At 60.1% G+C, this 20,148-nt stretch carries 17 protein-coding genes; 8 read left to right on the top strand and 9 right to left on the bottom strand.

The window, feature by feature from the left end; genetic code table 11:
* Window positions 1-278: 278 nt before the first annotated feature.
* Window positions 279-1,799 carry a methyl-accepting chemotaxis protein gene (locus ACT3IC_RS12755; protein WP_473477689.1) on the bottom strand — a complete coding sequence of 507 codons (1,521 nt, stop codon included), beginning with the start codon at window positions 1,797-1,799 and terminating at the stop codon, window positions 279-281.
* A gap of 420 nt (window positions 1,800-2,219) precedes the next feature.
* Here ACT3IC_RS12755 and ygjG point away from each other — a divergent pair, with 420 nt between their 5' ends.
* Entirely contained in the window at window positions 2,220-3,599 is a 1,380-nt protein-coding gene (gene ygjG, locus ACT3IC_RS12750; RefSeq protein ID WP_201304744.1) for a putrescine aminotransferase, read from the top strand.
* 68 nt (window positions 3,600-3,667) lie between these two features.
* On the opposite strand, the gene ACT3IC_RS12745 is transcribed toward ygjG, so the two are convergent.
* Window positions 3,668-4,249: a helix-turn-helix domain-containing protein gene (locus ACT3IC_RS12745; protein WP_371816562.1), complete on the bottom strand. Its 582-nt coding sequence runs from the start codon at window positions 4,247-4,249 to the stop codon at window positions 3,668-3,670.
* Between the two features lie 63 nt (window positions 4,250-4,312).
* Here ACT3IC_RS12745 and ACT3IC_RS12740 point away from each other — a divergent pair, with 63 nt between their 5' ends.
* Entirely contained in the window at window positions 4,313-5,002 is a 690-nt protein-coding gene (locus tag ACT3IC_RS12740) for a B3/B4 domain-containing protein (RefSeq protein WP_103177107.1), read from the top strand.
* Window positions 5,003-5,193: 191 nt separating this feature from the next.
* Here ACT3IC_RS12740 and lsrG read toward each other — a convergent pair whose 3' ends face one another.
* The 6 genes from lsrG to lsrA are packed head-to-tail and all read right to left on the bottom strand — an operon-like array spanning window position 5,194 to window position 10,879.
* Window positions 5,194-5,487 (bottom strand): (4S)-4-hydroxy-5-phosphonooxypentane-2,3-dione isomerase, encoded by a 294-nt coding sequence (gene lsrG, locus ACT3IC_RS12735; RefSeq protein WP_103177108.1) that lies wholly within the window; start codon window positions 5,485-5,487, stop codon window positions 5,194-5,196.
* Window positions 5,484-6,371 carry a 3-hydroxy-5-phosphonooxypentane-2,4-dione thiolase gene (lsrF, locus tag ACT3IC_RS12730; protein WP_103177109.1) on the bottom strand — a complete coding sequence of 296 codons (888 nt, stop codon included), beginning with the start codon at window positions 6,369-6,371 and terminating at the stop codon, window positions 5,484-5,486. Before lsrF ends, lsrG begins: the two co-directional genes overlap by 4 nt.
* An 11-nt stretch (window positions 6,372-6,382) precedes the next feature.
* Complete coding sequence (gene lsrB, locus ACT3IC_RS12725; protein WP_103177110.1) at window positions 6,383-7,384, bottom strand: autoinducer 2 ABC transporter substrate-binding protein LsrB; 1,002 nt, start codon at window positions 7,382-7,384, stop codon at window positions 6,383-6,385.
* 1 nt (window position 7,385) lies between these two features.
* Complete coding sequence (gene lsrD / locus ACT3IC_RS12720) at window positions 7,386-8,363, bottom strand: autoinducer 2 ABC transporter permease LsrD (RefSeq protein ID WP_103177111.1); 978 nt, start codon at window positions 8,361-8,363, stop codon at window positions 7,386-7,388.
* Window positions 8,364-9,395: an autoinducer 2 ABC transporter permease LsrC gene (lsrC, locus tag ACT3IC_RS12715; protein ID WP_473477684.1), complete on the bottom strand. Its 1,032-nt coding sequence runs from the start codon at window positions 9,393-9,395 to the stop codon at window positions 8,364-8,366.
* The gene (lsrA, locus tag ACT3IC_RS12710; RefSeq protein WP_473477682.1) at window positions 9,392-10,879 is read right to left on the bottom strand and encodes an autoinducer 2 ABC transporter ATP-binding protein LsrA; all 1,488 of its coding nucleotides are present in this window, start codon (window positions 10,877-10,879) and stop codon (window positions 9,392-9,394) included. Before lsrA ends, lsrC begins: the two co-directional genes overlap by 4 nt.
* 214 nt (window positions 10,880-11,093) lie before the next feature.
* Between lsrA and lsrR the strand changes: the two genes are divergently transcribed.
* The 3 genes from lsrR (at window position 11,094) to ACT3IC_RS12695 (ending at window position 15,884) form a co-directional block, all read left to right on the top strand.
* Complete coding sequence (gene lsrR / locus ACT3IC_RS12705; protein WP_103177114.1) at window positions 11,094-12,065, top strand: transcriptional regulator LsrR; 972 nt, start codon at window positions 11,094-11,096, stop codon at window positions 12,063-12,065.
* A 32-nt stretch (window positions 12,066-12,097) separates the two neighbouring features.
* On the top strand, window positions 12,098-13,678 hold the full coding sequence (gene lsrK, locus ACT3IC_RS12700; RefSeq protein WP_336997304.1) for an autoinducer-2 kinase: 1,581 nt from the start codon (window positions 12,098-12,100) through the stop codon (window positions 13,676-13,678).
* A gap of 184 nt (window positions 13,679-13,862) precedes the next feature.
* Entirely contained in the window at window positions 13,863-15,884 is a 2,022-nt protein-coding gene (locus ACT3IC_RS12695) for an oxidoreductase (RefSeq protein ID WP_473477678.1), read from the top strand.
* An 82-nt stretch (window positions 15,885-15,966) separates the two neighbouring features.
* Here ACT3IC_RS12695 and rlmG read toward each other — a convergent pair whose 3' ends face one another.
* Window positions 15,967-17,103, bottom strand: coding sequence for a 23S rRNA (guanine(1835)-N(2))-methyltransferase RlmG (gene rlmG / locus ACT3IC_RS12690; protein WP_159339909.1), 1,137 nt, complete (start codon window positions 17,101-17,103; stop codon window positions 15,967-15,969).
* An 85-nt stretch (window positions 17,104-17,188) separates the two neighbouring features.
* Here rlmG and ACT3IC_RS12685 point away from each other — a divergent pair, with 85 nt between their 5' ends.
* The 3 genes from ACT3IC_RS12685 (at window position 17,189) to ACT3IC_RS12675 (ending at window position 20,002) form a co-directional block, all read left to right on the top strand.
* Complete coding sequence (locus ACT3IC_RS12685) at window positions 17,189-17,692, top strand: YgjP-like metallopeptidase domain-containing protein (protein WP_103177118.1); 504 nt, start codon at window positions 17,189-17,191, stop codon at window positions 17,690-17,692.
* A gap of 70 nt (window positions 17,693-17,762) precedes the next feature.
* Window positions 17,763-18,761 (top strand): Gfo/Idh/MocA family protein, encoded by a 999-nt coding sequence (locus tag ACT3IC_RS12680; RefSeq protein WP_103177119.1) that lies wholly within the window; start codon window positions 17,763-17,765, stop codon window positions 18,759-18,761.
* A gap of 272 nt (window positions 18,762-19,033) precedes the next feature.
* Window positions 19,034-20,002, top strand: coding sequence for a TerC family protein (locus tag ACT3IC_RS12675; protein WP_103177120.1), 969 nt, complete (start codon window positions 19,034-19,036; stop codon window positions 20,000-20,002).
* Window positions 20,003-20,148 lie beyond the last annotated feature (146 nt).

Genomic DNA, 20,148 nt, shown 5'->3' with positions numbered 1-20,148 from the left:
TAACTTTATGACTTTGATCGCTTTTTTATTTCATAATCACAGCAATGGATAGGCGCAGACTATTAATTTTAACTCATCGATCGTTATACAACCACCGGAACCGTTTTTTTTACAACGCCTCAGGGAAAACAGACGCAGGCAGAGAGAATTAACCGCGGCGATTTTTTTAATTATTTAATATTTAAGTAACAATAAATGATAAAAATAATGACAATTCGCCCATAAAAAAACCGCTTACGCTGTGAAGCGTAAACGGCTTTTTTTAGAACATTACTGACTCAGTGAAGGACGGTGACCGCATCCTCAAGGCGTTTAGCCCGGTGTTTCACCATCGCCGACACCTGGGCGCTGGTTTCCACCAGCGCGGCGTTTTTCTGGGTAATCGAATCCAGTTCCGCTACCGCGCGGGTCAGCTCCGACAGCCCGGACGCCTGCTCGGAGGTCGAGTGGCTGATCTCCGCGATAAGCCGGGTGACGTTCTGCACTTTCTCAACAATATCGTCCATCGTGCGCCCGGCGGCATTGACCTGCTCCGAGCCCGACAGCACTTTACTGGCGCTGGCGTCGATCAGCTTGCGGATGTCGTTGGCGGCGGTGGCGCTGCGGCTGGCAAGATGACGCACCTCTCCGGCTACCACCGCAAAGCCTTTGCCCTGCTCCCCTGCCCTGGCCGCTTCTACCGCCGCATTCAGCGCCAGAATATTGGTCTGGAAGGCAATGTCATTGATCAGCTTAGTGATAGAGCCGATACGCTGGGTGCTGTCGGCAATCTCGTCCATGGTTTTGACCACGGTTTGCATCGCGTGTCCGCCTTCGGTGGCGGCGTCGCTGGCGGCGATGGAGAGCTTATCGGCGTCAACGGCGGTTCTGGTGTTGTTCTGTACGGTCATTGCCAGCTGGTTCATGGTCTCCACGGTCTGCTTCACGTTCGAGACGGTCTGGTGGGTGCGATCGTTGAGGTCGTCGTTGCCCCTCGCCAGCTGCTCGCTGCCGTCACGCACGTTGACGACCTGGCTGGAGACATCATTGATCAGCCAGCGGCACATCAGCCCGAGCTGACCGACCGCCCGCAGGGTCAGCCCCAGCTCGTCGCTGCGGTTGAGATGCTCAACGCTGTTGCGCTCGCCCGTCGCCACCTTCAGCGCCTGACGCGCTACGTTCTCGATCGGATGCACGATCTGCTGCTCAAACAGGAGCGTACCCAGCAGCATGACCAGCGCGCTGGCGCCCAGCGCTGCCCATCCCGCACCGGTGGCAAACAGGGTGGCCGCCAGCACGGCAAATAACGCGGTCATCACGCCGCGGACCCGCCAGCGCAGCGGCATCGACGGGAGTTTGCCGGTCCAGCCTCTGGCAACCACCAGCCCTTTATGCACGCGCTTTTTGCTGCGCCCTTCGTTCAGCGCCTTATAGAGCGGCTCGACAGCGGCGATCTCTGCCGGCGTGGCCTTCACGCGGATGGACATATACCCGGTGGTCTGACCGTTGCGCACCATCGGCACCGCATTCGCGCGCACCCAGTAGTGATCGCCATTTTTGCGGCGGTTTTTCACAATTCCGCTCCAGGGTTCGCCCTGTTGCAGGGTGTACCACATATCGGCAAAGGCCGCTTTTGGCATATCCGGGTGGCGGACCTGGTTGTGCGGCTGTCCTGACAGTTCGGCAAGCGTATACCCGCTTACCTGCACAAACGTGTCGTTGGCCTGCGTAATGTAGCTGTGCAGATCGGTGGTGGACATCAGGGTGGTGTCATCTTGCAGCGGGTATTCACACTGCGTGACAAACGGTTGAGGCGACATAGGCATCCCTTGCAGGTTACTTGAATGTTATTTTTGTGGCGTAAATATTTTACGGCGGTAACGAACATATCTTTAGTTGTTAAACATGCCTAAGATCGCAAAACGCCACTAAACCGCATTTTTTGTACGCTTTCTTAATCTATTGATTTCTAATGATTTCGATACGAAACTACTCCTGAAGGAGGATCCGTATCTGCTCTCTCACCGCCCTAAAACAGAGCAAATGCACTGCTAGCGGGCATCTCTGTTTCTGAAAATTCCCTGCCGCAGCGGCCAGGCTGCGCTTTTGCATGATTAAATATTGTGTAACATTATTTTAACCTGGCGTTTATCCCGATTTTTGTTAAGGCCCTGGATGTGGCGTAAAGCCTGCAATACTTAATCCAGTATCATGTGATACGCCATCCCCGGGAGCACATCTTGAACAGGTTACCTTCCAGCGCGTCGGCCCTTGCCTGTACCGCGCACGCCTTGAATCTCATTGAGAAGCGAACGCTTGATCATGAAGAGATGAAACAACTTAACCGCGAGGTGATTGATTACTTCAAAGAGCATGTCAATCCAGGTTTTCTCGAATACAGGAAATCGGTAACGGCAGGCGGGGATTACGGAGCCGTAGAGTGGCAGGCGGGAAGTTTGAATACGCTTGTCGACACTCAGGGACAGGAGTTTATAGATTGCCTGGGTGGATTTGGTATTTTCAACGTGGGGCACCGTAATCCAGTAGTGGTTTCCGCCGTACAAAATCAGCTTGCAAAACAACCCCTTCATAGCCAGGAACTGCTTGACCCCTTACGGGCGATGCTGGCAAAAACGCTGGCGGCACTGACGCCGGGGAAACTGAAATACAGCTTCTTCTGTAACAGCGGCACGGAATCGGTCGAAGCGGCGATCAAACTCGCCAAAGCGTACCAGTCGCCGCGCGGGAAATTCACGTTTATTGCCACCAGCGGCGCCTTCCACGGCAAGTCGCTCGGGGCACTCTCTGCCACCGCGAAATCCACCTTCCGTAAGCCGTTTATGCCGTTGCTGCCGGGCTTCCGCCATGTGCCGTTCGGCGATATCAACGCCATGCGCACCATGTTGTCGGAATGCCATAAAACCGGCGATGAGGTGGCGGCGGTGATCCTCGAGCCTATCCAGGGCGAAGGCGGCGTGATCCTGCCTCCGCAGGGCTACCTGCCCGCGGTGCGTAAGCTCTGCGATGAGTTTGGCGCGCTGCTGATCCTGGATGAAGTGCAGACCGGCATGGGGCGCACCGGCAAGATGTTCGCCTGCGAGCATGAAAACGTGCAGCCGGACATTCTCTGCCTGGCGAAAGCGCTGGGCGGCGGCGTGATGCCGATTGGCGCGACCGTCGCCACCGAAGAGGTCTTCTCGGTGTTGTTCGACAATCCTTTCCTGCATACCACCACCTTTGGCGGCAATCCGCTGGCCTGTGCCGCGGCGCTGGCGACCATCAACGTGCTGCTGGAGCAGAACCTGCCCGCCCAGGCGGAGCAGAAAGGCGACATGCTGCTGGATGGCTTCCGTCAGCTGGGGCGTGAATACCCGGACCTGGTCCAGGAGGCGCGCGGCAAAGGGATGCTGATGGCGATTGAGTTTGTCGATAACGAAACCGGCTACAGCTTCGCCAGCGAGATGTTCCGCCAGCGGGTGCTGGTAGCAGGCACGCTCAACAACTCGAAGACCATTCGCATCGAACCGCCGCTGACGCTGACCATTGAGCAGTGTGAGCAGGTGCTGAAAGCGGCCCGTAAGGCGCTGGCGGCGCTGCGGGTGAGTGTAACTGAAGCGTAAAAACCGCCGGGCCTACAACGGCTTTGGTTTTTGTAGGCCCGGTAAGCGCAGCGCCACCGGGCGTTTTTTTACCGATGAAACTCCGCCACCGTCATGGTGAACCGCAGCACGTTTGCCCCTTCGTTCCCATAGCTGTGCGCCGCTTCGGTTTTTGCCACCGCCGACGCGCCAGCGACCACCTGCATCACGCTCTCCTTCACCTTCAACGTGAGTACTCCCGCTTCCACGTGGATCAGTTCAAAGGTGCCCGCCGGATGCCCCGGTGAGGTAAAGCACTCCCCCGGCTGCATCTCCCAGCGCCAGAGTTCAATCATATCCGGGCCAGCCGTCCCCGCCAGCAGCCGGGCGCTACCGCCCTTCTCCCCCTGCCAGAGCACCGGGATCGCCGCTTCCTCGATAATATGCACCTGCGGCTCGCTGGCGACGTTAACGATCTCCGCCACCGAGACGCCCAGCGCCGCCGCCAGCTTGCAGAGGATCGCAATGCTGGGGTTGGCGGCCCCTTTTTCGATCTCCACCAGCATCCCTTTGCTGACGCTGGCGCGGCGCGACAGCTCGTCCAGCGACAGTTTTTTCTCTTTCCGCCAGTTGCGGATACGGTTCGCGACCGCCAGGCTTACCTGGGCCACGTCTGCACCGTGCTCGGTCATTATATTGACTTTATCAGTCACTGGTCATTACCATGGTATAAAACAGTCGATACAGGATTATTTATGTCCCTCCTTACGCCGTCAATAGATCCGCGTCTTGCCGGGATCGCGCCGGGGTTCCGCGCGCTGAGCATCGTGGTTGAAGCCGCGCCCATTACCGCCCCGGAAGTGGCCTCCGCCGCATTAGCTCAGGCCTGCCAGCAGGTGTTAAACGATGATTTTTCCTGGGCCGGAGCCCATCTCGCCGCCTGGGATGAGGTGTTTAAAGCCTTTGGCGCCAAACCGAAACGCACCCCCTGCTCCGCCAGCGCTCTGCGCAAACGGGTGCTGAAAGAGGGCACTCTGCCGCCGCTCGATCCGGTGGTGGATATCTACAATGCGGTCAGTATCCGCTACGCCATCCCGGTGGGCGGGGAAAATCTTGCCGCCTATACCGGGGCTCCGCGGCTGACGCTGGCCGACGGCAGCGAGCCGTTTGATACCGTTAAAGAGGGTCAGCCGGGCATGGAATATCCCGAGGTGGGCGAGGTTATCTGGCGCGACGACGTGGGAGTGACCTGCCGACGCTGGAACTGGCGACAGGGAGTGCGTACCCGGCTGGACAGCCAGGCGCAGACCATGTGGTTTATTCTCGAAAGCCTGCCCGCCATGCCGTTAGCGGCGCTGGAAGCGGCCGGGGATGAGCTGGTCAGCAACCTGCAACGGCTGATGCCGGGGGCAACAGCGCGGGTTCAGCTGCTGGAGCTGGTCTGAAAAACGCCGGGCGGCGCTGCGCTTGCCCGGCCTACAAAACCCGCACCATTTGAACCATTGTAGGCCCGGTAAGCACAGCGCCACCGGGCAACAAACCGCACCATCCCTGTAGGCCCGGTAAGCGCAGCGCCACCGGGCAACAGACCGCACAAGCCCATAGGCCCGGTAAGCAACGCGCCACCGGGCGATTTTTACGCCGGCATCAACCCGACAAAACAACGTTTTTTACGCGGCTCCGACATGAGATCCTCAAGCTTTTCCACACACGCCAGATAGTGCGGGGTCTGTTTATGCGCCGCTACTGCCTCCTCATCCTTGTAAGCTTCGTAGATAAAGAACCGGGTTTTCACCCGCGGATCCTGCAAAACGTCAAACCGCAGGTTGCCCGGCTCCTGGATCGCCCCTTCATGGTTGGCGCGAAATACCTCCAGGAACTCGTCCACCTTGTCCGGCTTAATGTTGATCTCCACTAAGGTCACGTTCATTGTGTTTCTCCTTGTTTTTCCTCCTGCCAAAACTGGTACGCCTCGCGGGCGCTCATCTTCTCGTGCACCACCTTCTTCACCGCCTTCAGCATCGCCAGCGGCGCGCTGGACTGGAAGATATTGCGTCCCATATCGACACCCGACGCCCCCTGATCGATGGCGCGGAAGCACATCTCCAGCGCCTCGTGCTCCGGCAGCTTTTTACCCCCGGCGATGACAATCGGCACCGGGCAACTGGCGGTCACTTTCTCGAATCCCTCTTCCACAAAATAGGTTTTAACGAACTGCGCCCCCATCTCGGCGGCAATACGGCTGGCCAGCGAGAAATAGCGCGCGTCGCGGGCCATCTCCTTACCCACACCGGTCACCGCCAGGGTCGGCATACCGTAGCGGTTGCCCGCATCCACCAGCTTGATAATGTTGTTGATCGACTGATGCTCATACTCACTGCCGATATAGACCTGCGCCGCCACCGCACAGACGTTGAGGCGCAGCGCATCCTCCATCGCCACCGCCACACACTCATTGGAGAGTTCACCCAGCATCGAGTTGCCCCCGGAGGCGCGCAGCACCACCGGCTTGTTGGTGGCGGGCGGCACGGTGCTTCTGAGAATGCCGCGGGTACACATCAGCACATCGGTTTCGCCGAACAGCGGCGCAATAGAGAGATCGATGCGCTCCAGCCCGGTGGTTGGCCCCTGGAAATAACCATGATCGAAGGCCAGCATCACCGTGCGGTTGCTGGTGGGGTTAAAAATGCGCGCCATGCGGGACTGCATCCCCCAGTCCAGCGCCCCACACCCCTTCAGGGTAAAAGGCACATTCTGCTGCGGCCGGTCGATGCCAAAGTTCTTGCCCTCTTTGATGTCGTCTAAATCAGCCATGTTCTCTCCCGTCAGAAGTCGTAGTTGTTGATGTTCTCTTTGGTAAACACCACCCGCTCCGGCAGCAGCACAATGCCGTTGCCTTTCGCTTCATACTGATAGCCCTGCACGCTGTTCGGCTCGACCTTCAGGGCGCCGATATCTTTGATCTCCACGCTGTCGCCGACGTTAAGATCGCCTTTTTTCAACAAACGATCGGCGACATTGACCGCAATTTTGCCCTGCTGCACCACATCCCACAGGCCGAAGGCTTTCACCGTGCCGCGCTCCACATACGGACGCATAACGTTCGGCGTGCTGAAGCCGACTATCGCCACCCCTTCCCGCTTCAGGTTTTCCGCCGCCTGGGCTGCCGCCGGCAGGGCGTTGGCATCCGGGGCGATGATCGCATCCAGATCCGGGTAGGCTTTTAAGATCCCCTCGGCGGTCTGCAAGGATTTGGTGGCGTCGTTATAGCCAAACTGGGTGGTGACGATCTGCCACTGAGGATGATCTTTGGCGATTTTGGCTTTCGCCGCGTTCACCCACTGGTTCTGGTCGGTGACGGTGGGACTGGAGTAGAAGAAGGCCACTTTGGCGTCCGGTTTGGTCACCTGCTTCGAGGCCATTTCCACCAGCAGGCCGCCGAGCTGTTCCGGGGTTCCCTGGTTGATGTAGATGCTGCGGCACTCCGGTTTGGTGTCGGAATCCCAGGTCAGGACTTTCACTCCGCGCTGCATGGCGCGCTTCAGCGCCGGGCAGAGGCCGTCCGGCGACACGGCGGAGACGATAATGGCGTTATAGCCCTGGTTGACGAAGTTATTGATCAGCTGCACCTGCCCCGAGACGCTCGGCTCGGTGGGGCCATCGTAGGTGACGTCCGTGCCCAGCGCTTTACCCGCCTCTTTCGCCCCGTTGCCGCCGCTGGTAAAGAAGCCGACCCCCACCAGTTTCGGGATAAACGCAATGCGGTCGGCGGCCTGCGCCGAGGCAACGCTTAATGCTACGGCCAGCACCATCAGTTTTATTTTCATCTTACGCTCCGGGTAGTTTTGTGAAGAGAGATCGCACCCACTCACGGTGCAGACTCAGTGAACGTCCCATCACCACCACAACCAACAGCGCCCCTGACAGCGCGCTCGACACCTGGTTGGGGATGCCGACCATCTGTAACCCCTGTTGCAGATACCCCACCAGCAATGCCGCCAGCGCAGTACCCAATACCGAACCTGAACCACCATAGATATTCGCCCCGCCCAGCACCGCCGCGGTGAGCGCGGGCATCAGCAGGTCGCGCCCTAAATCAGAGCGCGCCGAGCCGAAATAGGAGACCATCACCAGCGCGGCAATCGCCGAAGCCACCCCCACCAGGCCATAGAGCGCGTAGGACATGCCGTTAACCGACAGCGCCGCATAGCGCGCCGCGCGCGGATTCTGCCCAATCAGAAACAGATGGCGGCCAAAGCGCCCGCGATGGGTAATCAGCCAGAAGATAAAGGTGATGATCGCGAACAGCACCAGCGGGATCGGCAGCCCGATAACCGTGAGATTGGCAAAGGCCGTGAAGCTCTCCGGGAAACCACCAATGCCTTCGTAACCGGTCGCCCCGGCCATGCCCGAGAGCAGCAGCGCCCCGCCGCCGTAGAGGTAGAGTGTGCCAAGGGTGATCACCAGCGGGCTGATGCCGGTGTAGTGGATAAGCAAAGCGTTGAACAGACCACACAGCAGCCCGAGCAGCAGGGTGAGCGGGATCGCCGCCGCCATCGGCACGCCGGACTGCATCATCACCCCCAGCGCGATGGCGCACAGGCCAATGGTCGAGCCGAGGGAGATGTCGATCCCGCCGCTGATGATCACCAGCGTCAGCGGCAGCGCCACAATGCCGATGCAGATAAAATCGCTGGTACTGAACAGCAGCATGTTGATGTCGAGCATCCGCGGGTTAAGGGTGCCAAACAGCAGGATCTCCAGCACCAGTAACAGCAGCAGCGCCCACTCCCAGTTAAGCTTCATCTACGCCACCTCTTTTTTGCGTTTGGGAAATGGGGTGACGTGCTTCCCCCCTTTGTTGCCCGGCTGGAAACGGCTGTACTTCAGGGCCCGCTGATGACGCGCCAGCGCCTGGCGCAGCCGTCCGTCGAGTACCAGCACCCCCAGCAGCACCAGGCCAGCGATAAAGTCATTCCACCACGCCGGGAGGCGGAACAGCACCAGCACGGTGTCGATCTGGGTCAGGAAGAAGGCCCCCAGCAGGGCACCGATTAAGGTGCCGGTACCGCCGAGCAGGGAGATGCCCCCAAGCACGCAGGCAGCGATGGCTTTCATCTCCAGGCCGCTGCCGGTCTGGTTCGGCACAAAACCAATCTGCGCGGCAAAGACGATCCCGGCGCAGGCGGCCAGCACACCGTTGAGGGTGAAGGCCACCATCCGGGTGCGGTTGACCGCCACCCCCAGCTGGCGAGCGGCGGCGAGGTTATCCCCCACGGCGTAGAAATCGCGGCCAAAGGCGGTGCGCGACAGCGTCCAGGCCCCGAGAGCGGCGATCATCAGCACCACAAACCCCAGGGGCGATACCCCAAGCGCCATCGGCTCTGACAGGGATTTCAGGCTCACCGGCAGCCCTTCAATCCACTTCCCGCCGGTCCAGAGCAGCATCGCCCCGCGCCACAGCCCCAGCGTGCCGAGGGTGGCGACAATCGCCGGAATGCGCAGCCCCACCACCAGCAGGCCGTTGAAGGCCCCCGCCAGCGCCCCGATCGCCAGCGCAAAGAGGATCGCCACCGGCAGGCCGTAGCCGTTGTTCAGCGCCACCCCCACGGCGATGGCGCACAGCCCGACAATCGAGCCGACCGACACGTCGATATTGCGGGTCAGCATCACCAGCCCGGCGCCGAGAGCCAGCAGGATCAGGATTTGCGAACTGGCGAAGATCATCCCCAGAGTCTGCAAACTGAGATAGGCCGGATTCAGGGCCACCAGCATCACAAACAGGGCGAGGATCGCCAGCAGGGCGCTGAGCTCGCGGTTTTTCAGGAGTGTTTTCATGCCTGCCCTCCGAAGGCCAGGGACATCATGCGATCGAGGCTGACGGCGTGGCGCGGCAGTTCCCCGCTGAGCACCCCCTGGTGCATCACCAGCACCCGATCCGCCAGGCCGGGAAATTCATCCATGTCGCTGGAGATCATCAGCACCGCCACGTTTTGCGCCGCCACGCTTTTGAGAAGCCCATAGATATCGGCCCGGGCGGAGACGTCCACGCCGCGGGTCGGCTCATCAACAATCAGCAGCAGCGGATTGGCCTCCAGGCAGCGGGCCAGCAGCACCTTCTGCTGATTGCCTCCCGACAGGGTGCGCACGGTCTGATCCGGGCCGTTGAGTTTGATCCCCAGCGCCCGGTGATAGCGCTCCACCACCGCCGCCTCGCGTTTGCGCTGCTGCCAGAGCGAAGGTTCGTTCAGCGCCACGGTATTCCAGCGTACCGGCGCATCGAGAAACAGGCCGGAGACCTGCCGGTCTTCCGGGAGATAGACCAGCCCTTTCTCCAGCCGGGCGCTGACCGGATCGCGGTCGATCTGCTGGTTTTCGAGCCAGATCCTCCCGCCCCGCGACGGGCGCAGGCCGTAGAGCGTTTCGGCAAACTCGGTGCGCCCGGAGCCTACTAATCCCGCCAGGCCGACGATCTCCCCGGCGTAGATCTCAAGGCTAAGATCGATAAAGCCCTCCCCGGTGAGCGTCTCCACCCGCAGCACCGGAAAATCCTGCGCCTGGGTGCGGCGATTGCCCGGCAGCGCCAGCCACAGCTTTTGCGTGTCGCTCAACTGCGGGTCGCGGCTGACCGGGGTCATGGCGGCAATGAGCGCGTTATCGTCAAACTGCGCGGTTTCGCCGCTCAACACGATCGCCCCGTCGCGCATCACCGAGACATGGCTGGCGAGCTGACGAATTTCGGGCAGCTTGTGAGAGATAAAGACAATCCCGACCCCCGTCCCCTGGAGCGCGCGGATCTGGCGGAACAGGCGCTCCGTTTCGCCCGGTGTCAGCGAGGCGGTGGGTTCATCAAGGATGAGGATCTTCGCCTCGCGCATCAGCCCGCGCAGGATCTCCACCATCTGCTGATCCGCCACCTCCAGGGTGCTGGCGGCAGCGTCTAAATTGAGCTGGCACTGGAGCTGCTCCAGCTTATCCCCAAGACGCTGGGCGGTGGCCTGCCCGCGCGGCAGGCGGAAGAGAATGTTTTCCCGCACGCTGAGGTTCGGAAACAGCATCGGCTCCTGGGGAACCAGGTAGATCCCAAGCTGGTGGGCCTGGCCCGGTTTGAGGCGAGCAAAAGGCTGGCCCTCAATAGAAAGTTCACCGCGGTCGGGCGTTTCGACCCCGGCGACAATCTTCATCAGGGTCGATTTCCCGGCGCCGTTGCCCCCCATCAGGGCATGCACCTGGCCGGCAAGCAGAGTGAAATCAATGTTTTTCAATACTGGAACGCCGGAGAACTGCTTCTGGATCCCGCGCGCCTCAATCAGTGCTCTCATTATCGCTCCGCTATTGAACAAATGATTTTTGAAATTAATAATGTTCAAAAGCGTAGACGGTGAACTATATTTACAACCGTGCAGGGATCACAGTTTTATGGATATGATCCCGATAATGCTGAAACATTCCGGAATATCCGTTTTGCCGTGTGGCTCACAGATTCAAGCTGCGGCAAAGCGAACATATGATCTAAATTTTTATAAGAGTTCAAATATGGCTGAGAAACGCGTTGCCGAAGAGGGACGATTTGCCGGACTGGCACTGACGGAAGAGGAACTGGTGGCGCGCGTGGCGTGGTGCTACTACCACGACGGCCTGACGCAGAACGATATCGGCGAACGGCTGGGTTTACCGCGGCTCAAGATTTCACGGCTGCTCGAAAAGGGCCGACAGTCCGGGGTGATTCGCGTGCAGATCAACTCCCGCTACGAAGGGTGTCTGGCGCTGGAGACCGCGCTTCAGCAGCGTTTCGGCCTGAAGCTGGTGCGCGTGCTGCCCGCCCTGAATACCCCGGCGATGAGCGTGCGCTTAGGGATTGGCGCCGCGCAGTCGTTAATGGGCGTGCTGGAGCCGGGGCAACTGCTGGCGGTGGGATTTGGTGAAACCACCATGAGCTGCATTCAGCACTTAAGCGGCTTTATCAGCTCCCAGCAGGTGCGGCTGGTGACCCTCTCCGGCGGCGTCGGGCCCTATATGACCGGCATTGGTCAGCTGGATGCCGCCTGCAGCGTCAGCATGATCCCCGCCCCGCTGCGGGTCTCCTCCGCAGAGGTGGCCGGGATCCTGAAGCGGGAAACCAGCGTGCGGGATGTGATCCTCGCCGCCACCGCCGCCGACGCCGCCGTGGTCGGCATTGGTGCCGTAAACCAGCGCCGGGATGCCACCATCTTGCGCTCCGGCTATATCAGCGAAGGGGAACAGCTGATGTTTGCCCGCAAAGGGGCGGTGGGTGACATCCTGGGCTATTTCCTCAATGCCGAGGGAGAGCGGGTATCGGATCTGGAGATCCACCGTGAGTTACTGGGCGTCACCCTCGATGAACTGGCGCAGTTGCCCACCATCGTTGGCGTCGCCGGAGGAGAAGAGAAAGCCGATGCGATTTATGCCGCACTGAAGGGTCGCCGTATCAATGGCCTGGTGACGGAAGAGACGACAGCCCGCGCGGTGCTGGCTCTGGCCGGATAAGAGTCGCCCTGCGCCTGACACGAGGCAAGCTCATGAGTTACCTTTTAGCGTTAGATGCAGGGACAGGCAGCGTTCGCGCCGTGGTGTTTGATCTCCAGGGCAACCAGATAGCCGTCGGCCAGGCCGAATGGAAACACCTGAGCGTGGAGAACGTCCCCGGCTCGATGGAGTTCGACCTCGACACCAACTGGCGGCTGGCCTGCCAGTGTATTCACCAGGCGCTTGAGCGGGCGCACCTGAGCGCGGCGGATATCCAGTCCGTCGCCTGCTGCTCGATGCGCGAGGGGATTGTCCTCTATGACCGCAACGGCGACGCCATCTGGGCCTGCGCCAACGTCGATGCCCGCGCCAGCCGCGAAGTGGCTGAACTCAAAGAGATCCACGATTACCGCTTTGAATCTGAAGTCTATGACGTCTCCGGCCAGACCCTGGCCCTGAGCGCCATGCCGCGCCTGCTCTGGCTGGCGCACCATCGCCCGGATATCTACCGCAACGCGGCGACCATTACCATGATCAGCGACTGGCTGGCGGCGAAGCTCTCCGGCGAGCTGGCCGTTGACCCCTCTAACGCCGGCACCACCGGCATGTTAGATCTCTTTTCCCGCGACTGGCGGCCCGCGCTGCTGGACATGGCCGGGCTGCGGGCCGATATCCTCTCGCCGGTCAAAGAGACAGGGAGCGTGCTGGGAGCCGTTACCCGGGAGGCGGCGCAGCAGTCGGGCCTGCGGGAAGGCACGCCGGTGGTGATGGGCGGCGGCGATGTGCAGTTGGGCTGCCTGGGGCTGGGGGTGGTCCGCGCCGGGCAAACCGCGGTGCTGGGCGGCACCTTCTGGCAGCAGGTGGTCAACCTGCCGCAGGTGCGCACCGATCCGCAGATGAACATCCGCGTGAACCCGCACGTCATTCCGGGTATGGCCCAGGCGGAGTCGATCAGCTTCTTCACCGGGCTGACCATGCGCTGGTTCCGCGACGCCTTCTGCGCCGAAGAGAAGCTGATTGCCGAACGCATGGGGATGGACACCTACGCCCTGATGGAGGAGATGGCCAGCCGGGTGCCGGCGGGCTCTCACGGGGTGATGCCGATCTTCTCCGACGCCATGCACTTTAAGCAGTGGTATCACGCTGCGCCGTCGTTTATTAACCTCTCCATCGACCCGGAAAAATGCAATAAGGCTACCCTGTTCCGCGCCCTGGAAGAGAACGCGGCAATTGTCTCCGCCTGCAACCTGGCGCAGATTTCGCAGTTCTCCGGCGTCACCTTTGACAGCCTGGTGTTTGCCGGCGGCGGCGCGAAAGGGGCGCTGTGGAGCCAGATCTTAAGCGACGTTACCGGCCTGCCGGTGCGGGTGCCGGAGGTGAAAGAAGCCACCGCGCTGGGCTGCGCCATCGCCGCCGGGAGCGGCGCCGGGCTGTATGATGATATGGCTGCCACGGGAGAGTCGCTGGTGAAATGGAGCCGGGAATTTACCCCCAATCCGGCACACCGGGCGTTGTACGACGGCATGATGCAGAAGTGGCAGGCGGTCTATGCCGACCAGCTCGGGCTGGTGGACAGCGGGCTGACAACGTCGATGTGGCAGGCACCGGGGCTGGTGCGCGCAACGGCGCCGTAAAAACGCCGGATGGCGCTGCGTTTATCCGGCCTACGGTTTTGTAGCCCCGGTAAGCGCAGCGCCACCGGGGAAGTTCTTTGAGATCTATCACAATCATTCGATCCCGCTTTTACCTTTCTTCTGCCGCTGGCTAAATTAGTAACTCATCCGACCACATAACAATAATTTTACACTGGAAGAGACTATGAGCCGCTACCCGTCGCTATTCGCCCACCTCGATCTGGGATTCACCACCCTGAAAAACCGCGTGTTAATGGGCTCGATGCATACCGGGCTGGAGGAGCGGCCGGACGGTGCTGAGCGGCTGGCCGCGTTCTATGCCGAGCGCGCCCGTCACGGGGTGGCGCTCATCGTTACTGGCGGTGTGGCCCCTGCGCCATCCGGGGTGGCGATGGAGGGCGGCGCGGTGCTGAACGATGCGGCACAGCTGCCCCATCACCGGATCGTGACCGATGCCGTCCACCAGGAAGGCGGTAAAATCGCCCTGCAAATTCTGCATACCGGGCGCTACAGCTATCAGCCAAACCCGGTGGCCCCGTCGGCGATCCAGGCCCCCATCAACCGCTTTAAGCCGCAAGCGCTGACCCACGACGAGATCCTGACCCTGATCGATGACTTCGCCCGCTGTGCGGCGCTGGCGCGGGAGGCGGGCTACGACGGCGTGGAGGTGATGGGCTCCGAAGGCTATCTGATTAACGAATTCCTCGCTGCACGCACCAACCAGCGTGACGACGAATGGGGCGGCGACTATGCACGCCGGATGCGCTTTGCCGTCGAGGTGGTGCGCGCCGTGCGCGAGCGCGCCGGAAGCGACTTTATTATTATCTTCCGCCTGTCGATGCTGGATCTGGTGGAGGGCGGCGGCACCTTCGAGGAAACCGTCCAGCTGGCGCAGGCCATAGAGGCGGCGGGCGCGACCATCATCAACACCGGGATTGGCTGGCACGAAGCGCGCATTCCGACCATCGCCACCCCGGTGCCGCGCGCGGCGTTCAGCTGGGTAACCCGCAGGCTGAAAGGCAAAGTGTCGATCCCGCTGGTGACCACCAACCGCATTAACGATCCGCAAGTCGCAGACGATCTGCTGGCGAATGGCGATGCCGATATGGTGTCGATGGCGCGGCCCTTCCTCGCCGATGCGGAGATCCTCTCCAAAGCGCAAAGCGGCCGTGCGGATGAGATCAACACCTGTATCGGCTGCAACCAGGCCTGCCTGGATCAGATCTTCGTCGGCAAAGTCACCTCCTGCCTGGTGAATCCGCGCGCCTGTCATGAAACCCGCATGCCCATCGTTCCGGCCATCAGCAAAAAGCGGCTGGCGGTGGTGGGCGCAGGTCCCGCGGGGCTGGCGTTTGCGGTGAATGCCGCCGCACGCGGGCACAGCGTGACGCTGTTTGATGCCGCCGCTGAGATTGGCGGGCAGTTTAATATCGCCAAGCAGATCCCCGGCAAAGAGGAGTTCTACGAGACGCTGCGCTACTACCGCCGGATGATCGAGGTTACCGGCGTGGATCTGCGGCTCAACCAGTGGGTGACCGCGGACGATCTCGCCGACTTTGACGAGACGATCCTCGCCAGCGGGATCGCCCCGCGTCTGCCTGCGATCGAGGGCATCGATCATCCGAAAGTGCTGAGCTACCTCGACGTGCTGCGCGACAAAGCGCCGGTGGGCGATCGGGTGGCGATCATCGGCTGCGGCGGGATCGGCTTTGATACCGCCATGTACCTGAGCCAGACGGGCGAGGCCACCAGCCAGAATATCGCGGAATTCTGCGCAGAATGGGGCATCGACACCAGCCTGAATCAGGTGGGGGGCTTGCGTCCGGAAGGGCCCCAGCTGCCAAAAAGCCCGCGCCAGATCGTGATGCTGCAACGCAAGGCCAGCAAACCTGGCGAAGGGCTGGGGAAAACCACCGGCTGGATCCACCGCGCCACCCTCCTCGCCCGCGGCGTGAAGATGATCCCGGCGGTGAGTTATCAGAAGATCGACGACGAAGGGCTGCATCTATTGATCGGCGGTGAACCGCAGTTGCTGCCCGTCGATCATGTCATTTTGTGTGCCGGACAGGAGCCGAAGCGCGATCTGGCCGAGCCGCTGCGCGAGGCGGGCAGAACGGTGCATCTGATTGGCGGGTGTGATGTGGCGATGGAGCTGGATGCCCGGCGGGCGATTGCCCAGGGGACGGCGTTAGCATTAGCGATCTAAAGCATTGCCGGGCGGCGCTACGCTTGCACCGGCCTACGGTTTTGTAGGCCCGGTAAGCGTAGCGCCGCCGGGCAAAACAATCTTAACGGCGGCGACCCAACTTAACCGCTTTCAGCACCACGAACTTGTTGTTCGTCGCAATGGTGGTGCAGTTACCGAAGATCTTCTTCAGCTTGTGGAAGTAGTCCAGGTGGCGGTTGGCGACGATGTAGAGCTCCCCGTTGATTTTCAGGCAGCGACGCGCGTGGTGGAACATCTCCCAGGCGACGTTATCGGTCAGGGCGTGCTTCTGATGGAACGGCGGGTTGCAGAACACGGCGTTGAAGCGGAACGGCTCCACCCCCGAGAGCGCGTTGTTGATCATAAACTCGCAGCGATCCAGCGCCTCCGGCATGTTGGTCTCCACGTTGAGACGGCTGGAGGCTACGGCCATCGGCGATTCGTCGCTGAAGACCACGCTCGCTTCCGGGTTCTTCGCCAGCAGGGTCAGGCCGATCACCCCGTTACCGCAGCCGAGATCGACGATCTCCCCTTCCAGGTTTTCCGGCAGATGCTCGATAAAGAAACGCGCCCCGATATCCAGCCCGGTACGGGAGAAGACGTTGGCGTGGTTGTGGATGGTCCAGTCGGTGCCTTCCAGCTTCCAGCTCAGGGTCTCTGGCGCGTCGGCCAGGTCTGGTGCCGTGAAAGTACAGTTGATGAGGCGCGCTTTCTTCCAGGCAAGCGTTGTGGTGGTTGGCCCCAGCACTTTCTCGAACAGTTCCAGCGTAGAGGTATGGATATCACGCGCTTTAGCACCGGCGATAATGCGCGTCTCTGGCGTCACCACCTTGCGCAGCGCACGGAGCTGCTGCTCCAGCAGCGCCATCGTTTTCGGCACTTTGATCAGCACCACGCCCGGCGCCTGCGGGTAATCCGCGGTGCTGTCGAGGAATTTCACGCTGCCTTCATCGATGTCGTTGTAACGCAGGTTTTCCCGCGTCGCCAGCTCGCTTATGTATGAATCACCGATGCTGTAAGGGGTGTGTTCGGCCAGGGCGCAAGCCAGGGCGCCGAAAGCATCATTCAGGATCAGAACCGGGCCGCTGATTTCGGTGTCATCCAACTGTTGCAGCAGATAGTCATCCGCCGCTTCCCACGCCTGCAGCGGGTTAACGTCGTCCGTTTCCGGAAAACGTTTTAAGTCGAGTGAACGGAAACCGTTGTCTAAGTGGCTCATCGGCCCTCCTGAGTGGTAAAATTTCGGCGTTATCCCTGAAAAGGGTGCGTGAGTATACCCGTTTTCACACTGATGTGGGCTTTTGATGAACCAACTTCCTTATCTCCAGGGCTACCCGGAGCATTTACTTTCTCAGGTTCGTAGCCTGATTGCCGAGCAGAAGCTGGGCGCGGTGCTGGAAAAACGCTATCCCGGCACCCACGATGTCGCTACCGATAAAGCCCTCTGGCAGTATACGCAGGATCTCAAAAGCCGTTACCTGAAGAGCGCCCCGCCGATCAATAAGGTGATGTATGACAACAAGATCCACGTCCTGAAGAACGCGCTGGGTCTGCATACCGCCATCTCCCGCGTGCAGGGCGGCAAGCTGAAGGCCAAAGCCGAGATCCGCGTGGCGACGGTATTCCGCAACGCGCCGGAGGCGTTCCTGCGCATGATCGTGGTGCATGAGCTGGCGCACCTGAAAGAGAAGGAGCACGACAAAGCCTTCTATTCCCTCTGCTGCCACATGGAGCCGCAGTACCATCAGCTGGAGTTTGATACCCGGCTGTGGCTGACGCATCTATCGTTAAAGAGTAATGCGGATTAGCGCACGCGATTTGTCATGATGACGTGCTACAGTGGCTAAAGGTTCCCTGCTACGGAGTACGTAAACGTTTATGATACGTTTCGCAGTCATTGGGACGAACTGGATCACCCGTCAGTTCGTCGATGCCGCCCATGAGACCGGCAAATATAAACTTACCGCAGTCTATTCCCGCAGCCTTGAACAGGCCCAGACCTTTGCGAACGACTACCTCGTCGAACATCTCTTTACCTCGCTGGAGGAGATGGCGCAAAGCGATGCGATTGACGCGGTTTATATTGCCAGCCCCAACTCTCTGCACTTCCCGCAGACGAAGCTGTTCCTCAGCCATAAAAAACATGTGATTTGCGAGAAGCCGCTTGCCTCTAATATCGATGAGGTTGAAGCCGCTATTGCCCTTGCGCGGGAAAACCAGGTGGTGCTGTTCGAGGCCTTCAAAACCGCCAGCCTGCCGAATTTCCTGCTGCTGCAGCAGTCGCTGTCGAAAGTGGGCCGCATCCGCAAAGCCTTTATCAACTATTGTCAGTATTCGTCGCGCTACCAGCGCTACCTGGACGGCGAGAATCCGAACACCTTTAATCCGCAGTTCTCCAACGGCTCGATTATGGATATCGGTTTCTACTGCCTGGCCTCGGCGGTGGCGCTGTGGGGCGAGCCGCACCGGGTGCAGGCGACCGCCAGCCTGCTGGAAAGCGGCGTGGATGCCCACGGTCTGGTAGTGCTGGATTATGGCGATTTCAGCGTGACGCTGCAGCACTCCAAGGTGAGTGACTCGGTGCTGCCAAGCGAGATCCAGGGCGAGAACGGCGCGCTGGTGATCGAGAAGATCTCTGAGTGCCAGAAGCTGAGCTACGTGCCGCGCGGCGGCAAGCCTCAGGAACTGACGCAGCCTCAGCATATCAACACTATGCTGTATGAGGCAGAGGTGTTTGCGCGTCTGGTCGAAACCCAGGAAGTTAACCATCCGGGCCTTGCGGTGAGCCGTACCACGGCGAAGCTGCAAACCGAAATCCGTCGCCAGACGGGGGTGGTTTTCCCGGCTGACGGCCTTAACGCAGAAGTTACCGCGTAAAGCTGTGTAATGAATTAGCGCAGGCCATTGACGAAACCAATGGCCTGACATATTTTGTTACCTGCAAAGGGGAGTAACTTCCTGGTCGGTGGATCGTCATTACGATGCGTGTAATACCGCATCCGGTCGCCGGGCAACGAAAAAGGAATACGTGAGCGTATTCCTTTCTTGTTGTAAGTGAGACCTTGCCGGAAGGCGAGGTCTATGCACAAAAAACGCAACGGCTATCGTCTTCTGACGTTAGCCGTTTTTTTTTGTGGAAGGAAAATTGTATGAATACTGTCGGTACTCCGCTGATGTGGGGAGGATTCGCCATCGTTGTGGTCATCATGCTGGCGATCGATCTCTTTTTGCAGGGTCGGCGCGGCGCGCATGGCATGACCATGAAGCAGGCGGCCGCCTGGTCGCTGGTATGGGTCACCCTCTCCCTGCTCTTCTGTGCCGCCTTCTGGTGGTATCTCTCCGTGACGCAAGGCCGCGCGGTCGCCGATCCCCAGGCGCTGGCGTTCCTCACCGGCTATCTGATTGAAAAAGCCCTGGCGGTGGATAACGTCTTCGTCTGGCTGATGCTGTTCAGCTATTTTGCGGTGCCTGCAGCCTTGCAGCGTCGGGTGCTGGTGTATGGCGTGCTGGGCGCGATCGTGTTGCGTACCATCATGATCTTTGCCGGTAGCTGGCTGATTACCCAGTTCGAATGGCTGCTCTATGTTTTCGGCGCCTTCCTGCTCTTTACCGGCGTGAAGATGGCGCTGGCGAAGGAAGATGAAACCGGTATTGGCGAGAAGCCGCTGGTGCGCTGGCTGCGTGGTCATATGCGTATGACCGACACCATCGAAAGCGAGCACTTCTTTGTGCGTAAAAACGGCCTGCTGTATGCCACGCCGCTGCTGCTGGTGCTGATCATGGTGGAGCTGAGCGATGTGATTTTCGCGGTCGACAGTATTCCGGCGATCTTCGCGGTGACCACTGACCCGTTCATCGTGCTGACCTCAAACCTCTTTGCGATCCTCGGTCTGCGTGCGATGTACTTCCTGCTGGCGGGTGTGGCGGAGCGCTTCTCAATGCTGAAGTATGGTCTGTCGGTGATCCTGGTCTTTATCGGCATTAAGATGTTGATTGTCGATTTCTATCACATCCCAATCGCCATCTCGCTGGGCGTGGTGTTTGGCATCCTGGTTGTGACCCTGCTTATTAACGCCTGGGTGAACCACCAGAACGATAAGAAGCGGCAGATCCAGTAAGGGGATTGTGCGGTCTGGTGCCCGGCGGCGCGACGCTTGCCGGGCCTACGGTTTTGTAGGCCGGGTAAGCGCAGCGCCACCCGGTATGACAACACGCAGCGGAGTAAAACGCGCTACCCGGCAAAAATGTAACCAGACAGTTAAAA

This window comes from Leclercia sp. GHBNCSD, assembly GCF_055805075.1.
Note: the sequence above shows the minus strand (reverse complement) of the source record. Positions and strands in the feature narration are given on the sequence as shown.